Source organism: Flavobacterium sinopsychrotolerans, assembly GCF_900110375.1.
Lineage (GTDB): Bacteria > Bacteroidota > Bacteroidia > Flavobacteriales > Flavobacteriaceae > Flavobacterium > Flavobacterium sinopsychrotolerans.
Map to the genome: position 1 here is coordinate 300,471 of NZ_FODN01000003.1, position 19,729 is coordinate 320,199.

A 19,729-nucleotide genomic window follows, 5' to 3' on the forward strand; every position below is an offset into this window, starting at 1 on the left:
GATTTCCAAAGTTACAAAGGTTTCCCAAACTAATCCGACTAATTTTGTAAGTTTACCTCCAGAAATTACAAGAAAATTACATTGAAAAAGAAAGCGTTATTTAACTGGAGCAGCGGCAAAGATTCTGCGCTTGCCTTATATAAAACATTACAAAATTCTGAATTCGAAATTAACTGTTTACTTACGAGTGTAAACCAACAGTATCAGCGCATTTCGATGCATGGCGTACGAGTAGAATTATTGCAACAACAAGCAGAAAGCATTGGCTTAACGCTTGAAATCATGCAAATTCCCGAAATGCCCACGATGGAAGTCTATGAAAATGTGATGCGCAAAACATTGGATAAACTAAAAAACCAAGGCGTAACACATTCTATTTTTGGTGATATTTTTCTGGAAGATTTACGTAAATACCGTGAAGATAAATTGGCCGAAATAGGTTTTGAAGGTATTTTTCCGCTTTGGAAAATCCCAACTCACGAAATCATTCAAGAATTCCTAGCTTTAGGTTTTAAAACAATTGTAGTTTGCGTAAACGAACGATTCTTGGATAAAAGCTTTGTAGGTCGTGTGATTGACCAAAATTTCATCAATGATTTACCTGAAAATATAGATGTTTGTGGCGAAAACGGTGAATTTCACACCTTCACATTTGACGGACCCATTTTTTCAAAACCAATTGATTTTGAAATCGGCGAAATCGTGTACCGAAAATACGAAAAACCAGAAAAAGAAGATTCCTCAGATACCGCCTGCGATACAAGTTCTTCATATGCCTTTGATTTCGGATTTTGGTATTGTGATTTGGTATCAAAATAGTTTCTCTAAAAAGAAAACACTTAGACCACTAGTTCTATTTCTCGAGCTAGCGTGAATATAAATTTTGATCCTTTTCCCATTTCAGACTCGATATCGATAGTACCGTCTAAAGCTTCCACTATCTTTTTTACCGTAGCTAGACCTATTCCGTTTCCTTTTAAACCGTATCGATCTAATGTTGAACCAACTTCGAATATTTCAAAAATAACTTTATGATATTCTTTTGAAATTCCCGGCCCATTATCGCTAACAGCAATTTTATAAAAGCCATTTTCTTCAATTATTTCAATTTCAATCTCAATATTTTCTTTATCGTTATACTTTATAGCATTTGTAACGAGATTAATCAATATTTGCTCAATCGCAGTTTTATTGGTGTACACAGAACTTACATTCGATTTGAAAGTAATAGAACAGTTATTTTTGAAAATAAAAAGATTGGACAGTTCTTTTTCTAATACTGAAAGGCTGATTTTGGTATTATTTTCTTTTTTTGTCACACTCGATTTACTATAAGATAACAGGCTGTCAATCATATCTCTTAACTTAGACGAAGAACTTTTAATTAAATTAATAATCTCTTTTCCCTCCTCATCAATTGTTTCATTATAATTGTCAATAAAAAAATCGGTTAACCCAGATATATTAGCCAAAGGAGATTTTAAATCGTGCGCAGCGATGTAAGCAAATCGTTCCAGCTCCAGATTCTTTTTTTCCAAGGCTTCCATTGTTTTTTCTAATTGAATTTTATTCAATCTCAATTCCAATAATTTCATCGTCTGTTCAGAAAGTGCTTTTAATGAACGAATTTGAGCAGGAGACAAAACTTTTGGTTTGTGATCAATTACACATATGGTTCCAAGTGGCAGCCCTTCTTCATTTGTCAAAGGTACACCGGCATAAAAAATTACGTTGGGTTTGCCGGCAACTACAGGATTATCATGAAAACGAATATCATTTCTGGCATCCGGAATGATGAAAACATTTTTGGGGTCATTAATTGCATAAGCACAAAAAGAATAATCTCTGGGAGTTTCTGAAATATCTAATCCTGCATGCGATTTAAACCATTGACGTTCTTCATCAACAAAAGTGATAAGAGCAATTGGGGTTCCGCAAATTTGTGATGCAATCAAGGTCAAATTATCATAGTCTGCTTCTGGAAGGGTGTCTAAAATAGAATAGGATTCCAATGATTTAATTCTTTTCTGTTCATGGATATACTTTTCTGGTACAATCATTTTTGGGGTCTTTTTTATGCTTATTAACTCAATACTTTATTCAACATCCTGTTCATCCAGTCTTAAAACGTATTGATCTATATACTTATAGAGTACAAAATTACCTATTTTACTAATTTTTATTTGATAGAGACCTAGATTTTATATAAATTTTAATACAAAAAGAAAAATTGCTCTAAGTTAATTTATGATTATTAACTTAGAACGATTCCTTGTGTATTCAAATCTACCGCTGTTAAATAGTAAAAAGCAATAGAAAATTAGTATAACTATCTAAAAATAAAATTACTAATCTAAACTAGGTACAGAGAAAGTATCTAAAACACTTTTTTCATTCATAAGTACTTCAATTTCATTTGATTTTCTTGGTGCTTCCACAGATAAATTTACCGGTCCATTTGTTGTAATTAAAATATCATCTTCAATTCGCACCGCAATTCCCCACCATTTTTTATCACAATCACTACCAATTGGAATATAAATTCCCGGCTCAACAGTAACGACCATATCAGCTTCAAAAGCATTGTACAAACCCGGATCGTGAACATCTAGCCCAATATGATGCGAAGTTCCGTGCGGAAAATATTTTCGGGATTCTTGTTCTGTTTTTATAATTCCTAATTTCACTAAACCGACACTGATTATTTTACGTGCTGCAGCATCAGGAGCATTAAAACTATTTCCAATTTTTGCGGCGGCAATTCCTACTTCTTGAGCTTCATACACTAAATCATAAATCTGTTTTTGCTCTAGGGAAAATTTTCCGTTAGCAGGAATTGTTCGCGTTACATCAGCCGTGTACCCATGATATTCAGCCCCTAAATCCATTAAAACCAAATCATTTTCGACTTTCATTTTGCTATTTTCAATATAATGCAATACACAACCGTTGTTTCCAGCGCCCACGATTGATGGATAACCCTCAAACTCGCTGCCATACTTTTTATAAACAAATTCATGAATTCCCTGTATTTCCGTTTCAGACATTCCCGGATGCATTGCTTTCATGATTTCACGTTGTCCCATTGCCGAAATCCGAACGGCTTTGGTCAACAAAACCAACTCTTCCTTTGATTTTTTCTCCCGCAAACTCGCCATAAACGTCAATATCGATTTGGTATTTATAGTTGCCTTTTTTGAAGTGACACTTTTTTTAGCATTAATTTCGTTTTGCACATTCAAATCCATTTGAGGCTTCACTTTTTCGTTGTAACCAATTTCGGATTTAAACGCTCCAATTAATTTGTATAAATCCGCTTTTTCATTTTTCGAATTTCGGGTGTCATCTTCCAATTCCTTAAAGAACAAAGTGCCAAAACTGGCATAATCAATCTCAGAATTTAAAAACGCTGCTCCATTGAAAGCATTTTCAAAACCCAACTCTTTTTTGGCGCCTTCTGTTCCTAAACGCACGCCTGTCCATTGCTCCTCTCTTGGATTTTTTTCCTGAACGTACAATAATTCATGGAATGATTTCCCGTCTTTATTGGTTTGATTGTTCGAAAAAATTACCAAAACTGAATTCGGCTCTTTGTATCCTGTCAAATAATAAAAATCGGGATCTTGATGGTAGATGAAATCTACATCATTGGCTCGGTTCCGAATGGGATTACTAAAAAACACTGCAACACTATTGTTAGGCATTTTAGCCCGTAAAGCTTCTCTTTTTTCTTTATGAAATTGAGCGGATAAATAATCGTTTGGATTTCCGTTTTGTGCTATAGAAACACCTACAAAAAAGATAGTGAAAACAAAAGAAAGTTTAAAATTCATAGCGCTACATTTTAGAGTTTTGCAAAATAAATACAAGATTTTAACAGCATTAATTAGTACGTAAATATAATTTTTTTGTGCGTACCAACTACAATTTTTATCTAAAGGCTGATTTAGAAATACGCTTGAAAATAGAAAAAGAGCATCAAAAGTTTTTCAACTTCTGAGTACTCTTTAGCAAAAGTGCTTCATAATCCTAAAATTAACCAAAACTAAACCTTATGAAAATGTTTAATAAGCACTTATAATTTATTTTCTATATTTTAAACTTGGACCATCACAAAAATTCCAAGTGTTAGACAAGGAATTATTGGCAGTCAAAAGCAATATTTCTTTTTTATTTCCAAAACAGCTACCTATAATTTCGCTGTCATTTGGATAAGTTAGTTCAAAAGATGTTCCGTCTGATTGAATTGTAGTCGTGTAGGTTCCAGAAATGGAAGTTTTAACCGAATTACTTTCTCTAGATTTTGTAAATGTTCCGTTAGTATTGAAAAAATAAAATTCCTGCCATTCCATTGCTGCGCCTGTAGTTTCAGAATTAGGAATAGAACCCGACATCGCAACCAAAGTCCATTTTCCGTAATAACCAGTGCTATCTGTTGTTACACTATCATCCTTTGAACAGGAATTAAGAACAGTAAGAAAAATAAAGATAATGATTGGTGTTTTCATGCGGCAAATTTTGTTGCTATGGATTAGACGCAATTTCTTGCAAAAGGTTGCGTCAAATTAGAATTATTTTTTTCTAAAGTTAAAAAAGTTAAAAATAGATTCCGAAACATCCTTATTTTGACTCTAAAAACACCGCTAATTCCCAAATTTCAAATGGATAGTACCATTTAAAAATTAGTGAATTAGCGGTTGAACTAGACTTAAAGTCTTATTCTCTTTCCTCGTAAATTTTAAGCAATTGCGTAACCGTATTCCAATTGCGGATTGTTGCAATAACATTCAGTTTTTTCTCGATGTATTTTTGGTCGAATCTGGTCTTTCCGGCGCCAACAGCATATTTTATAAAAATTCTGTTGCCATCAATATTGGCTTCATCCGGTTTGAATTGGCTAATTTTCAAATCGTTCATGCTGGTGCTTTGCAACGTGGTCGAAATAAAAGCCACATATAACTTCTTAGTATCAATATCTTTTTCCTTCAAGAAAGGATTGTTCTTGAAACACGCTTCTAAATCTGCGGAACCAATTACTACAACAGGTACTTCATGACCAAAAGCCTTAAAAATTTCCTGCTTTATTTTGAAACCAACAGCAGCAGGATTTTCCTCCTCCGTATCCACAAAAACATTTCCAGATTGAATATAGGTTTGTACATTTTGAAAACCAATGGCTTCCAAAGTTGTTTTGAGTGCCTCCATTTTTATCATACTGTGACCGGAAACATTAATGCCACGAAGCAATGCGAGATGAGTTGTCATTTTTTAAGCTTTTTATTTTTTTAGGAACTTAAGATAGTTTGAAATTAGGATTTTCATAATCAAAATCTTGCAATTTTAGTGAGCAATCAAGAACAAAATCAATTAAAAATTGACAATCTTCAGAACAAATTTCTTCAAAATATTTTTGATTGTGAATTACATAATTACCTGTTGAAATCTCTTTATAAAGTTCTGGCGTAATCATTGTAAATTTAGAATATTTTCTAAAATCTATTCCCAAAGAAATAACTTCCAAAGTATTTTCTATTTCACTAAATTTATTATTCATTTGTTTAACTACATCTATTAGTTGACCTTCATTGTTATTTGGATTTCTATCTAATCTAATACTTTTTGAAAAATTGAATAATGTTCTTTTTCTATAATCTAATTTATTCTCCTTATACTCTGAAAGAAGTTCTTGAAAACTCACCGCTACATCAAATATGCAATTTTCTATTTCACTAGAAATTAATTTTTTTTGAGCAGAAATAAGCAGGTTCTTAGTTTTCTTGAACTTAATTAATTCAAAAAGGGAAATTTCTGAAAAATTTAAACCAAAAATTGACAATGTATTTTGTTCAAAAAAATCTGACGCATTAACTCTTGATGTCTCAATTTCAATTTTTGCAGGAAGAAGGCCTCTATGTTTTAAATTAACTCTTCTGGAATTTAAATTATTCATTGATTCTTTTAACGTTAGTGGTAAATGATTCCAATATTCAATAAAAGAAAATTTATCTGATTTTACACCTTTATGTTCCGACGCAAGTTTTAAAAACATTTCAATACTATCATGGAAAGTTAATATTGAAAAGAAAGAGATAGATTCAGATTGTTTCGATTGTTCTAAACCAGTTTTATACAGTAACTTTACAATTGAAAGTCTTTTTATTAATATTTCTTTATCTATCATTATAATGTTGATTTTAGTTTTAAAACAAACTCAATTGTAATCAATCTTCCAAATATACATATTTTCCTACTCCATTTCCAAACATTCTCATTTCCAAATTTCCAAACAAAAAACTATCTTCGCTTCATCAAACTAAAAATCCGTTTTAATCTGGGTTTTGCTTTTGCAAATCCGTTTTATCTGTATCCAAAAAAATCTAAATGCAAAACCTCCTACTCACTCCCATCGAATACCTGAAAGGCGTTGGTCCCAATCGGGGCGAATTGCTGCGTAGGGAATTGGGAATTTATAAGTACTTGGATTTGGTTAATTTTTTTCCAAACAGATACATTGACCGAACGCGGTATTACAAGATTAACGAACTGCAAAACAACATTGCCGAGGTTCAAATCATCGGTAAAATCATCAACATCAAAACCGTTGAATTTGGTCGCAATCAAAAACGATTGGTAGCAACTTTTGTGGATGATACAGGCCAAATGGAACTCGTTTGGTTTCAAGGTCACAAATGGATTCGGGAGAGTTTGAAGCTGAATGAAATGTGTGTGATTTTTGGGAAATGCACGTCTTTTGGAAGTACTTTCAATATGGCGCATCCGGAAATTGAATTGATGAGCGAGCATGAAAAAAGTCTGCGTTCAGCCATGCAACCCGTTTATCCTTCGACAGAAACCTTGACAAATCGCGGGATTTCAAATCGAGTAATTAACAAAATGATGCAACAATTGTTTCTGGAAACGCAAGCATTATTCACAGAAACTTTGCCAGATTATTTAATCAACGAGTTAAAACTGATTCCTAAAAAAGCGGCTTTATTCAACATCCATTTTCCAAAAAGTACCGAAGTTTTGGCAAAAGCCAAATTCCGACTAATATTTGAGGAATTGTTCTTTATTCAATTGCAATTAATCACAAAGAATCTCATTCGGAAACATAAAATAAAAGGACATCCGTTTGCAACGGTAGGCGAAAATTTCAATAATTTTTATCAGCATCATTTGCCTTTTCAATTGACCAATGCACAAAAAAGAGTTATCAAAGAAATCCGAACGGATATGGGAAGCAACGCCCAAATGAACCGATTGCTGCAAGGTGATGTAGGTTCCGGAAAAACCATTGTGGCTTTTATGAGCATGCTTTTGGCACTTGATAATGGATTCCAAGCGTGCTTGATGGCGCCCACGGAAATCTTGGCAAACCAGCACTTTGTTGGTTTGTACGAATTAGCCGAAACCTTAAATATAAATATCAGAATCCTAACGGGTTCTACCAAAATAGCACAACGCAGGATTATCCATGAAGAACTGGAAAACGGTACGTTACATATTCTCATCGGAACGCATGCTTTACTTGAAGACAAAGTAAAATTCAAGAATTTAGGACTGGCTGTGATTGATGAACAGCATCGTTTTGGTGTAGAACAACGCTCTAAATTGTGGAAGAAAAATGTGATTCCGCCACACGTTTTAGTGATGACCGCCACGCCTATTCCACGAACTTTGGCAATGAGTTTGTATGGGGATTTAGACATTTCAGTGATTGATGAATTGCCTCCGGGACGAAAACCGATTCAAACCGTACATCGTTTTGACAGCAACCGTTTGAAGGTTTGGAAATTCCTTCGGGACGAAATTGCTTTGGGTCGCCAAATCTATATTGTCTATCCGTTAATCCAAGAATCGGAAAAAATGGATTTCAAGGATTTAATGGATGGTTACGAAAGTGTTTCCAGAGATTTTCCATTGCCACAATATTCGATTTCAATCCTTCACGGAAAGATGAAACCAGCGGAAAAAGATACCGAAATGAAACGTTTTTCGGAAGGGAAAACCAATATTATGGTGGCCACAACCGTAATTGAGGTCGGTGTGAATGTTCCGAACGCCAGTGTGATGATTATTGAAAGTGCGGAACGTTTTGGATTATCGCAACTGCATCAGCTTCGCGGTCGTGTGGGTCGTGGTGCCGAGCAAAGTTATTGCATCCTGATGACGAGTCATAAATTGAGTTCCGACAGTAAAACCCGAATGGAAACGATGGTACAAACCAACGATGGTTTCGAAATTGCCGAAGTCGACTTGAAGCTTCGTGGTCCAGGAGATTTAATGGGAACGCAACAAAGCGGTGTTTTAAATCTTCAAATTGCCGATTTGGTTCGAGACCGAGACACTTTGGCATTAGCCAGAAATTATGCTTTAAAACTTCTGAAAGATGATGCCGGAATGCAAAAACCGGAACATGCTGCTTTGAGAGCTGTTTTTATCGAAATGACCAAAAAGAAAAATATTTGGAATTATATTAGTTAAGCGGCATTACAAATGTTTTTTTTAACCATATAAGGCATGTAAGTTTCAAGATACTGCTTCGTTATAACTTCATTTATTAATTTAAAATTATATAAATCAGTAATTTATATGTTTTAACAATTTTTAATTCAATAATAATTATTATAAAACTTACATGTCTTACATGTTTCAAAAAGATGCTGTTTAACTTATTTCCTTAAAAATATCATTTTTTCAATTCTGGATTAAACCATTTTCGTTTTTAGAAGTCTTAAAATCTAATTATATTGGGTTTTATGCATTTGTACGTGAATCGCTCATCAATTGTTAATATTTGTATGTACAAACGTTAAATAAAAATTAACAAGATCATAATTCCCGTTTCTAAAACCTAAATTTGTTTTTAACTAAAATTACTGAAACCTAATCCTACTTTATATCACACCTATGAAAATTAAATACGTAGTTTATGCCTTGCTAACCATTGGAATTATTGGCTTTATTGGATACAGAATCACAGAAAATAAAGGCGAAAACGCAGATTCAAAAGATCCAAAAGGAAAAGGCAAATCGATGAGCGTAAACGGAATTGTAGCAACACCACAAACTTTTGACAATAATTTATCACTTTCCGGCTCTATTGAAGCCAATGAGCAAGTAGAAATCCGCAGTGAAGTTTCTGGAATTGTGGAAGGAATTTATTTTCAGGAAGGAAGTAATGTGAGCAAAGGCCAAGTACTTTTTAAAGTAAATGATTTAGAGTTAAGAGCTCAATTGAGACAAACATCAACCAGAGAAGGATTGGCTTCAGAAAATGAACGACGAGCCAAATTATTATTGCAAAAAGAAGCCATCAGTCAAGAAGAATATGATTTGGCCAGAGCTGATTTAAAATCGGCACAAGCCCAAAGTCAATTGATAAAAGCGCAAATCGCCAAAACATCCGTTAGAGCGCCATTCTCAGGGAGAATCGGATTGCGTTCTATTTCGCCCGGTACTTACATCACACCAGTGATTTTGGTAGCAAAATTAGTGAACACGGGAAAATTAAAAATCACTTTTTCGATTCCTGAAAAATACGCCAGCCAAGTAAAAACAAACACCTATATAACCTTCAAAGTTGCAGGTTCTGATGATAAATATACCGCTAAAGTTTATGCCATAGAGCCTGAAGTAGCAGTAGCAACAAGAACTTTACAGGTTCGTGCAATTGCCGAAAATAGCAGCGGAAAATTATTACCGGGAACATTTGCAGATGTCGAATTACCTTTAGACATTATAAAAGACGCTATCGTAGTCCCAACAGAAGCTGTAATTCCAGTTCAAAACGGTAAAAAAGTTTTTATCTCCAGCAATGGTCAAGCCAAAGAAGTAATGATAGAAACCGCCACACGAACAGATGCTTCTATTCTGGTACTTTCTGGTTTGAAACCCGGCGATACTGTAATTACAAGTGGTGTTATGTCCTTAAAAAACGAAACTCCTGTAAAAGTTCTAATAAAATAATTTTAAAAGTTATAAATTATGAATTATGAGTTTACACAGTACTCATAATTCATAATTTATAACTCATAATTCAAAAAAAATGAGTTTATCCACAACAAGTATTAGAAGACCCGTATTCACCATAGTAATCAATTTAGCCATCGTTTTGTTTGGATTAATTGGTTATACTTTTCTGGGTGTTCGAGAGTTTCCTTCGATTGATCCCGCACAAGTTTCCATTCGTACGAATTATGCTGGTGCAAATGCCGATATCATCGAATCCCAAATTACGGAACCGCTTGAAAAAGCAATCAATTCCATTGACGGAATTAGAAATGTAACTTCCTCCAGTGCGCAAGGAAGCAGCAATATTACTATTGAGTTTAATTTGGATAAAAACCTAGAAGATGCTGCCAATGATGTCCGTGATAAAGTATCGCAAGCAGTTAGAAACCTGCCTCAGGATATCGATTCTCCGCCGGTAGTTTCTAAAGCTGATGCAAATGGTGATGCCATCATTTCGATGACTGTGCAAAGTGATACGAGAAATGCATTAGAACTGAGTGATTATGCTGAAAATGTGATTTCACAACGTCTGGAGACTATTCCCGGCGTAAGTGGTGTTCAAATTTGGGGACAAAAAAGATACGCGATGCGTTTGTGGATTGATCCGGTTAAATTGGCCTCTTACGGCTGTACGGTATCGGAAGTGAGAGATGCATTGAACAAACAAAATGTGGAATTACCTTCGGGGAAACTAACTGGTGACAATACCGAATTGACCGTAAAAACAGTAGGAAACCTATCGACACCTGAAGAATTCAATAATATCATTATTCGTTCTGAAGGGGAAAAAGTAGTTCGTTTTAGCGATGTAGGAAAAGCGAGTCTTGGACCTGAAAACACAGAAACTAAAATGACACAATCCGGAACGCCATTAGTTGGTGTCGCCATTGTGCCACTTCCAGGAGCCAATTATTTAGATATATCAAGTGCTTTTTATGAGGAATTCGAAAAATTAAAGAAGGATTTACCAAAAGATATTAAACTGAATATTGCTATTGACAATACTATTTTTGTAAAAAAATCGGTTATTGAAGTAGCGGAAACATTAGGGATTTCTATTGTTTTAGTAATTTTGATTATCTATTTATTCTTTAGGGATTGGGCGATTGCTTTTAGACCATTGATTGATATTCCTGTTTCGTTAATCGCTACGTTCTTTATCATGTGGCTTTTTGGTTTCTCTATAAATGTATTGACATTATTGGCAATCGTTCTGGCAACTGGACTTGTAGTCGATGATGGAATTGTGGTCACCGAGAATATTTTCAAAAAAGTAGAAGAAGGGATGACGCCAATTGAGGCAGCTATCAAAGGATCTAACGAAATATTCTTTGCGGTAATTTCGATTTCGATAACCTTAGCAGCTGTATTTCTTCCAGTAATTTTCCTCGAAGGATTTGTCGGGCGACTGTTTAGGGAATTTGGCGTCGTCATTGGCGCAGCCGTACTGATTTCGGCATTTGTATCGTTGACATTGACCCCAATGTTGAACGCTTATTTAATGAAAGGTGGCGAACAAAAAAAATCAAAATTCTACATTCGAACTGAACCTTATTTTCAACAATTAAACAGTGGCTATGCGAGTGCATTAAGTCGTTTTATGAAGAAAAAATGGTTGAGTTTCCCTATCCTAATTGCTTGTTTTGGATTAATTTATTTATTTTTCAACCTTTTGCAAAAAGAAACGGCACCTTATGATGACCGAAGTGGTTTTGTTTTAAGAATGACAACACCTGAAGGTTCTTCCTATGAATATACGGATCGCTTTATGCAGGAAGTGTCAAAATTAGTTGATGACTCGATTCCGGGCAAAAAAGTGGCCTTGGTAATTACATCGCCGGGTTTCGGATCTTCATCGGTAAACAGCGGTTTTATTCGGGTATCATTGGTTCAACCAAATGAAAGAACCGATTCTCAAAAAGAAATTGCAGAAAAATTAACCAAATGGACGAAGCAATATCCGGATGCAAAAACATCTGTAATTGAGCAACCAACTATCGCCGTAAACCGACGTGGTGGTTTGCCGATTCAATACATTATTCAAGCACCAAACTTTAAAAAACTGGAAGAAAAAATTCCTGTTTTCATGGATGAAGTTGCTAAAAACCCAACTTTTGCGGTCAGTGATGTGAATTTAAAATTCAACAAACCAGAAGTTAATGTCACCATTGACAGAGAAAAAGCGGAAAGTCTAGGAATTTCAGTGATTGATATTGCACAAACGTTACAGCTTTCATTAAGCGGACAACGTTTTGGTTATTTCATGAGAAATGGAAAACAGTATCAGGTTATTGGGCAATTTGACCAAAAAGACCGTTCAAAACCACTGGATTTAACCTCAATGTTTGTCAAAAATAATATGGGACAATTAATTCAAATGGATAACGTGGTGACCATCGAAGAAAAAAGTAATCCCCCACAATTGTACCACAACAACAGGTATATGGCGGCCACTGTTTCTGCTGGACTTGCTCCGGGCAAAAGTATCAGCGATGGAATTGATGCGATGAACGAAATAAAAGCCAAAGTTCTTGACGACACCTTTACTACTGATTTAGGTGGAGAATCCAGGGATTTTGTCGAAAGTAGTTCGAATACTGCTTTTGCATTTGGATTGGCTTTACTGTTGATATTTTTAATTTTGGCGGCACAATTTGAAAGTTTTATTGATCCTTTCATTATTATTCTGACCGTACCAATGGCTGTTGCAGGTGCTTTATTCTCCTTGTGGTTGTTCGACCAAACGTGGAATATTTTCAGCCAAATTGGAACCGTAATGCTTATTGGTTTGGTAACCAAAAACGGAATCTTGATTGTCGAGTTTGCGAATCAGCTGCGGGAACAAGGCAAACCAAAATTAGAAGCCATATTAGAAGCTTCTGAAGCACGATTACGACCAATTTTAATGACGAGTTTGGCTATTTCACTTGGAGCATTGCCAATTGCACTGTCACTTGGAGCGGCTTCAACGAGTCGAATTGGGATGGGAGTTGTAATTGTAGGTGGAACTATTTTCTCATTGGTATTAACATTATTCGTTATTCCAGCGATGTATTTGATGTGGTCCAAAGCGAGAAAACACTATCCTGAATTTGATCATATTGAAGAATATGAAAAAGATTTCAACTAATTTTAAAGGAACGCTGATGATTTGGGTTAAAAATATTCATTTGAATAAATAGTGATCCGAGTCAAAAAAATATAATTATGACATATACTAAAATACTTTTTCAAAGCTTTATACTAATCTTGTTCTGCGCTGCAACAGCAAATGCACAGGAAGTACTGACCTTAGAAAGCGCTGTTAAAATAGCTTTGGAAAACAATTACGAAATAAAGATTGCTACCAATAATTTGACCATTCAAAAAACAAATGTTGCTATCGGAAACGCTGGAATGTTACCGACAGTGACCGCTAATGTAGTTGATAATAACAGTATTCAGAATAGTTCACAAACACGTCAGGACGGAACTGAAACTGAATTAGACAATGCCAAAAACAATAGTTTGACCTATGGCGTTGGACTGGATTGGACCATTTTTGATGGTATGCGCATGTTTGCCAGAATGGATCAGTTGAAAGAGTTGCAAAAACTGGGTGAAGCACAATTAAAGTTGACATTGATAACAAGAATCAGCGATGTGAATGCTGCTTATTACGATTTGGTTCAACAGCGACAACAATTAGCGGCATTGGATACGACAATCGTTATTTCAAACCAGCGATTGACATTGGCACAAAACAGATTTACCATTGGAAAAGCATCTAAATTAGAAGTTTTGAATGCACAAGTAGATTTGAATACAGATCAGGTAGCGTTGTTAAGACAAAAGGAATTGTACGCCAACAGTAAAATTTTATTAAATCAACTATTGGCCAGAGATGTTGCATCGGATTTTAAAGTAATCGATGTTCTGAAAGTAGATTCCTTGTTATTACTGCAAGAACTAAAAGCCTTAGCCGAAAAACAAAATCCACAATTAGAAGCGCAAATTATCAATAAAAGAGTGGCTGAATTAGAATTAAAGCAAATTAAAGCGGCACGTTATCCTACCGTTCGCGTGAATACCTCCTATAATTTTTCAGAAAGTCAATCCAGTCTTGGATTTGTGGCAGAATCGCAATCCAGAGGTTTGAACTATGGCTTTAGCGCTTCACTTAATATCTTTGATGGTTTTGCACAGAACCGAAATGAGAAAATCGCCAAGATTCAAATTGAAAATTCGAAGTTAAATATAGATCAGCAAAATTTGGTTTTAAACTCACAGCTAGCGACTTCTTATCAAACCTATTTGACGAATTTAGAATTGATTGCTTTGGAAGAAAAAAATGAATCGATTGCCAAACAAAATCTAAACATAACGTTAGACAAATTCAGAATTGGAACGATAACTACTTTAGAATTTAGGACTGCACAACTGAATTATGTGAATGCTAAAGTGCGTTACAGCAATGCACAATTTCAAGGGAAATTATCTGAAATTGCACTTCGAGAATTGGCAGGAAATCTTATTTTTTAATTTAATTTTGCGAACAAAAAATTACGGATGACCTCATACAACCCCAAAGACTGGATTAGTTTTATTTTTAATATTGGTAAAGCAGATACCTTCCGGAAATTAATGCCAATGATGTTGATTATTGGACTTTATTCCGCTGCGATTGCTTATTTAGAAATTGAGTATTGGGATTTACCTGATGACAGTCACGTAAAAAACATTTCCATCATGCATGGGATGTTAGGTTTTGTGATTTCATTATTATTGGCTTACAGAACTAATACCGCCTATGATCGCTGGTGGGAAGGACGAAAAATGTGGGGAGGTTTAGTAAATAGCAGCCGAAATCTTAGTATCAAATTATCCGTGATTTTACAGGATGAAAAAGACCGAATTTATTTTCGGAAAATCATACCGAGTTATGCCTCCATTCTGCACAAACATTTAAATGACACGGATACCAGCAAGCAATTATTTGATGACGTGGATTTAGAAATTGACCATCACAAACACAAACCCAATCAAGTCGCCAAAATGTTGTTTCAAAAGATCAATGACTTGTATGTTTCTAAGAAAATAACCGGTGACCAATTGATCATTTTGAATTCTGAAGTACAATCTTTTACTGATATTTGTGGTGCTTGTGAGCGTATCAAAAATACCCCTATTCCCTATTCTTACAGCGCATTTATAAAAAAATTTATTTTTATTTATGTTCTTACTCTACCGTTTGGATATGTGTTTAATTTGGGATATTTTGTAATTCCGGTGGTCGTTTTTATTTTTTATGTTTTGGCGAGTTTGGAATTAATTGCTGAGGAAATTGAAGACCCTTTTGGAACGGATGCTAATGATTTACCAACAAAAAAAATGGCTGAGAACATCAAAAAACAGGTTGAAGAATTAATTTAATTTTTGTTAAACAATGTTCCCGTTACAATTATTTTCATTAAATTTAAGCTTTGCCTTCCTTATAAGTTTAAAACTATGAACAGTAATCGCGCTTTTATAAATCCACCTCATTTATCAAACGAGAAATCGTTGAAAACATTAGTTGAAAACAGAACCGTTTATTCCCTGAACCACTGCGAGCTTAATCTTTTTGAGACTTATGAATCTTCCGCATTAGTTCCTTTAAAATTTAATGATTTTGTGGTGACTAGTATGTTACGTGGCAAAAAAGTAATGCATCTTTTTGATGATCCCGAATTTGTGTACTTACCCGGAGAAACCGTTGTGATTCCTTCAAATGTGGAAATGAAAATCGATTTTCCGGAGGCTTCAAAAAATAATCCTACACAGTGTTTGGCTTTGGCGATAGACCAAATTAAAATCACGGATACATTACAGTTTTTGAATGAACATTATCCAAAAGAAGGAAACGACCAATTCTGGCAATTGAACTACCAAAATTATTTTTTTTATAATAATATCGAATTAGCCACGACAATTAATAAATTGATAAAAGAATGCATGAGCACGTCAATTACAAAAGATGCTTTAGCTGATTTAACTTTACAGGAACTATTAATTCGTATTATTCAGACACAAACTGCCAAAGCAATAGATGACGGTTTATTTACGGATCCAAAAAATCCTATTACACAAGTGGTCGAATTCATTCGGTCGAATTTAAAGGAAAATTTCAGCATGAAACATTTGAGCGAAAAAGCATGTATGAGCACTACTTCCTTTTATCGTTTCTTCAAAAGAGAATTAGGAATGAGTCCAATAGAATTTGTAATTGGTGAAAAAATGAGATGTGCCAAACAATTACTCAAAAATCCTTCGATACAAATTAATGAAGTTTGTTACTTATCCGGATTTGAAGATTGTAATTACTTTATTCGTTTGTTTAAAAAACACGAAGGAATTACACCTAAACAATACCAGCTATTATATTATACGTAAACTAACTTATTCAATGTAAGTTACAGGCTCAAGCGAAAGTTCTTCTTCAGGTGTAAAAATTCGATATTCTATTCGGAATGTTTTTTTCAAAGGTGTTTCCAAAGAAAATCCTCCAACACCAAACGCATCAATCACATCCAAAGTAAAATGAGCGTGTTTCCAATATTCGAATAAATCCTTGTCTACCCAAAACTCCGTATTTTCTATTGAACCAATACAAACATCACCCAATCTTTGGTAGAAACCTCCTTTTTCAAAACATTGTGGTTGTGTTCCTTCGCAGCATCCTCCAGCTTGATAAAACATTAAATCACCATGTTTTTCCTGCAATATTTTGATTAATTCTATTGCTTTTTCTGTGGCATCAATTCTTTTTATCATAGTTTTTACTTTAAAAATACAACCATAATTAGGGAGAATTATGGCTGTATACTTTTATTAAATTAATAACGGATTTATGCTATCCGTTAATATCAATCAAAATTTTAACCTGAGATGGATTGGAAACCAAAACTTCAAAACCTTCGGTTACAATCTCGTCTAAAGTAATTCTTTTAGTTACTAATTTTTCAACCGGCATGCGTCCAAGGTCAATCAATTTTATCACTTGAGGAAATATATTTCTATAGGCAATAATTCCTTTGATTGTAATTTCGCGAACTACCTGATCAAAAGCATCGTGTGTGACCGGTTTTCCAAATAAGGCCACTAAAACAGCTGTTCCACCATTTTTTAAACTGGCAATTCCTCCATCAAATGAGGCTTGAACACCAGCCGCATCAAGAAAAACATCAACGCCACCAGTAATCAATTCTTTAATTTGTTGTGGAATATTTTCACTTTTACCGTTGATGATAGTTGTTGCTCCAATTTCTTTGGCTTTTTCCAAACGTTTTTCAGCGATATCAACAACAATAATTTCTGCGGCTCCGGCAGCAATAGCAGCCTGAACACATAAAAGTCCAATAGGTCCAGCACCATAAATCAAACAGGATTGTCCCATTTTTAAACCGCTTTGCAAAACAGCATAAACAGCAACTGCCGCAGGTTCTACCAAAGCACCTTGTTCAAAACTCATCGAATCCGGAATTTTATGTACCATATAATCTTCGACAACCGTATATTTTGCAAAACCACCATTAGAAGTCAACCCAATAAAACCAAGTGGTTCAGACAGATTATATTCTCCGCTGGTAATAAATGGACTATCGGGGTTTTTGAAAAGCGGTTCTACCACCACTCTGTCTCCTATTTTTAGATGTTTCACCTCTTCGCCAATTTCACTAATAATCCCTGCAAATTCATGCCCTAAAGTAGTGACACCTTGATGACCATTTAAGGGATACGGTTTCTCAACAGGAATCAACATGGGGCCGTGCGTGTATTCATGGAGATCTGAACCACAAATTCCTGCAAACTGTACTTCAATCTTAACTTGTTTTGAACCTGTTGTTGGGATTTCAGTTTCCTCAACTCTAATATCTTTTGCAGCATGCCAACGGGCAGCCTTCATTGTTTTTGATGACATAATATTTTGTTTATAAAAAAAGGTAAGTTGTACAACTTACCTTTTTTGATTTTTAATTTATTTCTAAAAGAAACCTAATTTCTTTTTATCGTAAGAAATCAACATATTTTTTGTCTGACGGTAGTGACCTAACATCATTTTGTGATTTTCACGACCAATTCCGGATTGTTTGTACCCTCCAAAAGGTGCTCCGGCAGGATAAGAATGGTATTGATTGATCCAAACACGACCGGACTGAATCGCTCTTGGTACCTGATAAATCTCGTGTGCATCACGTGTCCAAAGTCCGGCTCCCAAACCATACATCGTATCGTTTGCAATAGCAATCGCTTCTTCTGTCGTTTTAAAAGTAGTTACAGCCAAAACAGGTCCAAAAATTTCTTCTTGAAAAATACGCATTTTGTTATGCCCTTTGAAAAGGGTTGGTTTGATATAATAACCTCCAGCTAAATTTCCCTCTAAATGATTCTCTTCACCTCCAGTTAGAACTTCGGCACCTTCTTCTTTTCCTAATTTTATGTACGATAGAATTTTCTCTTTTTGAACCAAAGATGTTTGCGCTCCCATCATTGTTGTTCTGTCCAATGGATTTCCCATTTTTATCGCTTCCGTTCTTTCAATTACGCGGGCGATAAATTTATCATAAATATCCTCGTGAACTAATAATCGTGAAGGACAAGTACAAATTTCACCTTGGTTTAGAGCAAACATTACCGCTCCTTCAATCGCTTTATCGAAGAAATCATCGTCAGCATCACCAACGGATTTCATAAAAATATTCGGAGATTTTCCACCTAATTCTAATGTTACCGGAATAATGTTTTCAGTAGCATATTGCATGACCAAGCGACCAGTTGGCGTTGAACCTGTAAAAGCTGCTTTTGACACTTTTTTATTAGTTACCAAAGCTCTTCCTAGCTCTGCTCCAAAACCATTGACAATATTTATAACTCCAGGAGGAAGGATATCGCCAATTAATCCCATCAAAACTAAAATGGAAATTGGAGTGCTTTCTGCTGGTTTTAAAACTACAGTATTTCCTGCCGCTAATGCAGGAGCAAGTTTCCAAACAGCCATTAAGATTGGAAAATTCCAAGGAATAATTTGAGCAATAACCCCTAAAGGCTCACTTAAAGCAATGGAAACCGTTTGAGAATCCAATTCTGTGATGGAACTTTCTTCAGCACGAATTACTCCTGCAAAATACCTGAAGTGATCAACCACTAAAGGCATATCTGCTGCTAAAGTCTCTCTAATAGCTTTTCCGTTATCAATAGTCTCAACAGTTGCAAGATATTCTAAATTATCTTCAATAACCTGAGCAATTTTATTCAATAAATTGCTACGCTCCGTAACAGATGTTTTCCCCCAAGTTTGAAAGGCTTCATATGCTTTATCAACGGCAATATCTAAATCCTCTTTGCTTGAATGTGCCGCTTGTGTAAATACTTTTCCATCAATTGGAGAAACTACATCAAAGTATTCACCTTTGACTGGTGCAACGAATTTTCCTCCAATATAATTATCATATTTTGCCTTAAATTCAGGTCTTTGCACTACGTTATCCATATCGTTATCTTTTTTATTTTATCAAATTTAGCTTCCTATTTCTCATAAGAATAGCACAATTCATCCAACTAATAGCATTAAATTTTCATTTGTGTTTTTTTAACCTAATTTTATTATTTAATTCACATTTATTTATATTTAATATTATTGATTTAATATTTCTCATGAACACTTAATATCCCAAATCAGTGATAAAAAACAAAA

15 protein-coding genes are annotated in these 19,729 nt (G+C 34.7%); 7 read left to right on the plus strand and 8 right to left on the minus strand.

Features of this window, described 5'->3' with window-relative positions:
- Positions 1 to 81 precede the first annotated feature (81 nt).
- Positions 82 to 819, plus strand: coding sequence for a Dph6-related ATP pyrophosphatase (locus BMX64_RS08265; protein WP_091169974.1), 738 nt, complete (start codon positions 82 to 84; stop codon positions 817 to 819).
- 20 nt (positions 820 to 839) lie between these two features.
- Here the strand turns inward: BMX64_RS08265 and BMX64_RS08270 are convergent, their stop codons facing one another.
- From BMX64_RS08270 to BMX64_RS08290, 5 genes are all read right to left on the minus strand, one after another.
- Positions 840 to 2,060, minus strand: coding sequence for a sensor histidine kinase (locus tag BMX64_RS08270; protein ID WP_091169979.1), 1,221 nt, complete (start codon positions 2,058 to 2,060; stop codon positions 840 to 842).
- A 288-nt stretch (positions 2,061 to 2,348) separates the two neighbouring features.
- Positions 2,349 to 3,833, minus strand: coding sequence for an aminopeptidase P N-terminal domain-containing protein (locus BMX64_RS08275; protein ID WP_091169982.1), 1,485 nt, complete (start codon positions 3,831 to 3,833; stop codon positions 2,349 to 2,351).
- A gap of 249 nt (positions 3,834 to 4,082) precedes the next feature.
- The gene (locus BMX64_RS08280; protein ID WP_091169985.1) at positions 4,083 to 4,508 is read right to left on the minus strand and encodes a hypothetical protein; all 426 of its coding nucleotides are present in this window, start codon (positions 4,506 to 4,508) and stop codon (positions 4,083 to 4,085) included.
- A 208-nt stretch (positions 4,509 to 4,716) separates the two neighbouring features.
- The gene (locus tag BMX64_RS08285) at positions 4,717 to 5,265 is read right to left on the minus strand and encodes a DUF1697 domain-containing protein (protein WP_091169989.1); all 549 of its coding nucleotides are present in this window, start codon (positions 5,263 to 5,265) and stop codon (positions 4,717 to 4,719) included.
- 28 nt (positions 5,266 to 5,293) lie between these two features.
- A complete protein-coding gene (locus BMX64_RS08290; RefSeq protein ID WP_091169992.1) occupies positions 5,294 to 6,181 on the minus strand; it encodes a hypothetical protein in 888 nt (295 codons plus the stop codon).
- Between the two features lie 200 nt (positions 6,182 to 6,381).
- On the opposite strand from BMX64_RS08290, the gene recG reads away from it, so the two are divergent.
- The 6 genes from recG (at position 6,382) to BMX64_RS08320 (ending at position 16,428) form a co-directional block, all read left to right on the plus strand.
- Positions 6,382 to 8,487, plus strand: coding sequence for an ATP-dependent DNA helicase RecG (gene recG, locus BMX64_RS08295; protein ID WP_091169995.1), 2,106 nt, complete (start codon positions 6,382 to 6,384; stop codon positions 8,485 to 8,487).
- Between the two features lie 426 nt (positions 8,488 to 8,913).
- The gene (locus tag BMX64_RS08300) at positions 8,914 to 9,972 is read left to right on the plus strand and encodes an efflux RND transporter periplasmic adaptor subunit (protein ID WP_091169998.1); all 1,059 of its coding nucleotides are present in this window, start codon (positions 8,914 to 8,916) and stop codon (positions 9,970 to 9,972) included.
- Positions 9,973 to 10,051: 79 nt separating this feature from the next.
- Entirely contained in the window at positions 10,052 to 13,147 is a 3,096-nt protein-coding gene (locus BMX64_RS08305; RefSeq protein ID WP_091170002.1) for an efflux RND transporter permease subunit, read from the plus strand.
- Positions 13,148 to 13,224: 77 nt separating this feature from the next.
- On the plus strand, positions 13,225 to 14,538 hold the full coding sequence (locus BMX64_RS08310; RefSeq protein ID WP_091170005.1) for a TolC family protein: 1,314 nt from the start codon (positions 13,225 to 13,227) through the stop codon (positions 14,536 to 14,538).
- A gap of 27 nt (positions 14,539 to 14,565) precedes the next feature.
- Positions 14,566 to 15,429, plus strand: a complete 864-nt coding sequence (locus BMX64_RS08315) for a bestrophin family protein (protein ID WP_091170009.1) — start codon at positions 14,566 to 14,568, stop codon at positions 15,427 to 15,429.
- 75 nt (positions 15,430 to 15,504) lie between these two features.
- The gene (locus tag BMX64_RS08320; RefSeq protein ID WP_091170012.1) at positions 15,505 to 16,428 is read left to right on the plus strand and encodes an AraC family transcriptional regulator; all 924 of its coding nucleotides are present in this window, start codon (positions 15,505 to 15,507) and stop codon (positions 16,426 to 16,428) included.
- Positions 16,429 to 16,434: 6 nt separating this feature from the next.
- Here the strand turns inward: BMX64_RS08320 and BMX64_RS08325 are convergent, their stop codons facing one another.
- From BMX64_RS08325 to BMX64_RS08335, 3 genes are all read right to left on the minus strand, one after another.
- Positions 16,435 to 16,809: a DUF779 domain-containing protein gene (locus tag BMX64_RS08325; RefSeq protein ID WP_091170016.1), complete on the minus strand. Its 375-nt coding sequence runs from the start codon at positions 16,807 to 16,809 to the stop codon at positions 16,435 to 16,437.
- Positions 16,810 to 16,888: 79 nt separating this feature from the next.
- Positions 16,889 to 17,956 carry a 2,3-butanediol dehydrogenase gene (locus tag BMX64_RS08330; protein ID WP_091170019.1) on the minus strand — a complete coding sequence of 356 codons (1,068 nt, stop codon included), beginning with the start codon at positions 17,954 to 17,956 and terminating at the stop codon, positions 16,889 to 16,891.
- Between the two features lie 63 nt (positions 17,957 to 18,019).
- Entirely contained in the window at positions 18,020 to 19,525 is a 1,506-nt protein-coding gene (locus tag BMX64_RS08335; protein ID WP_091170024.1) for an aldehyde dehydrogenase family protein, read from the minus strand.
- Positions 19,526 to 19,729 lie beyond the last annotated feature (204 nt).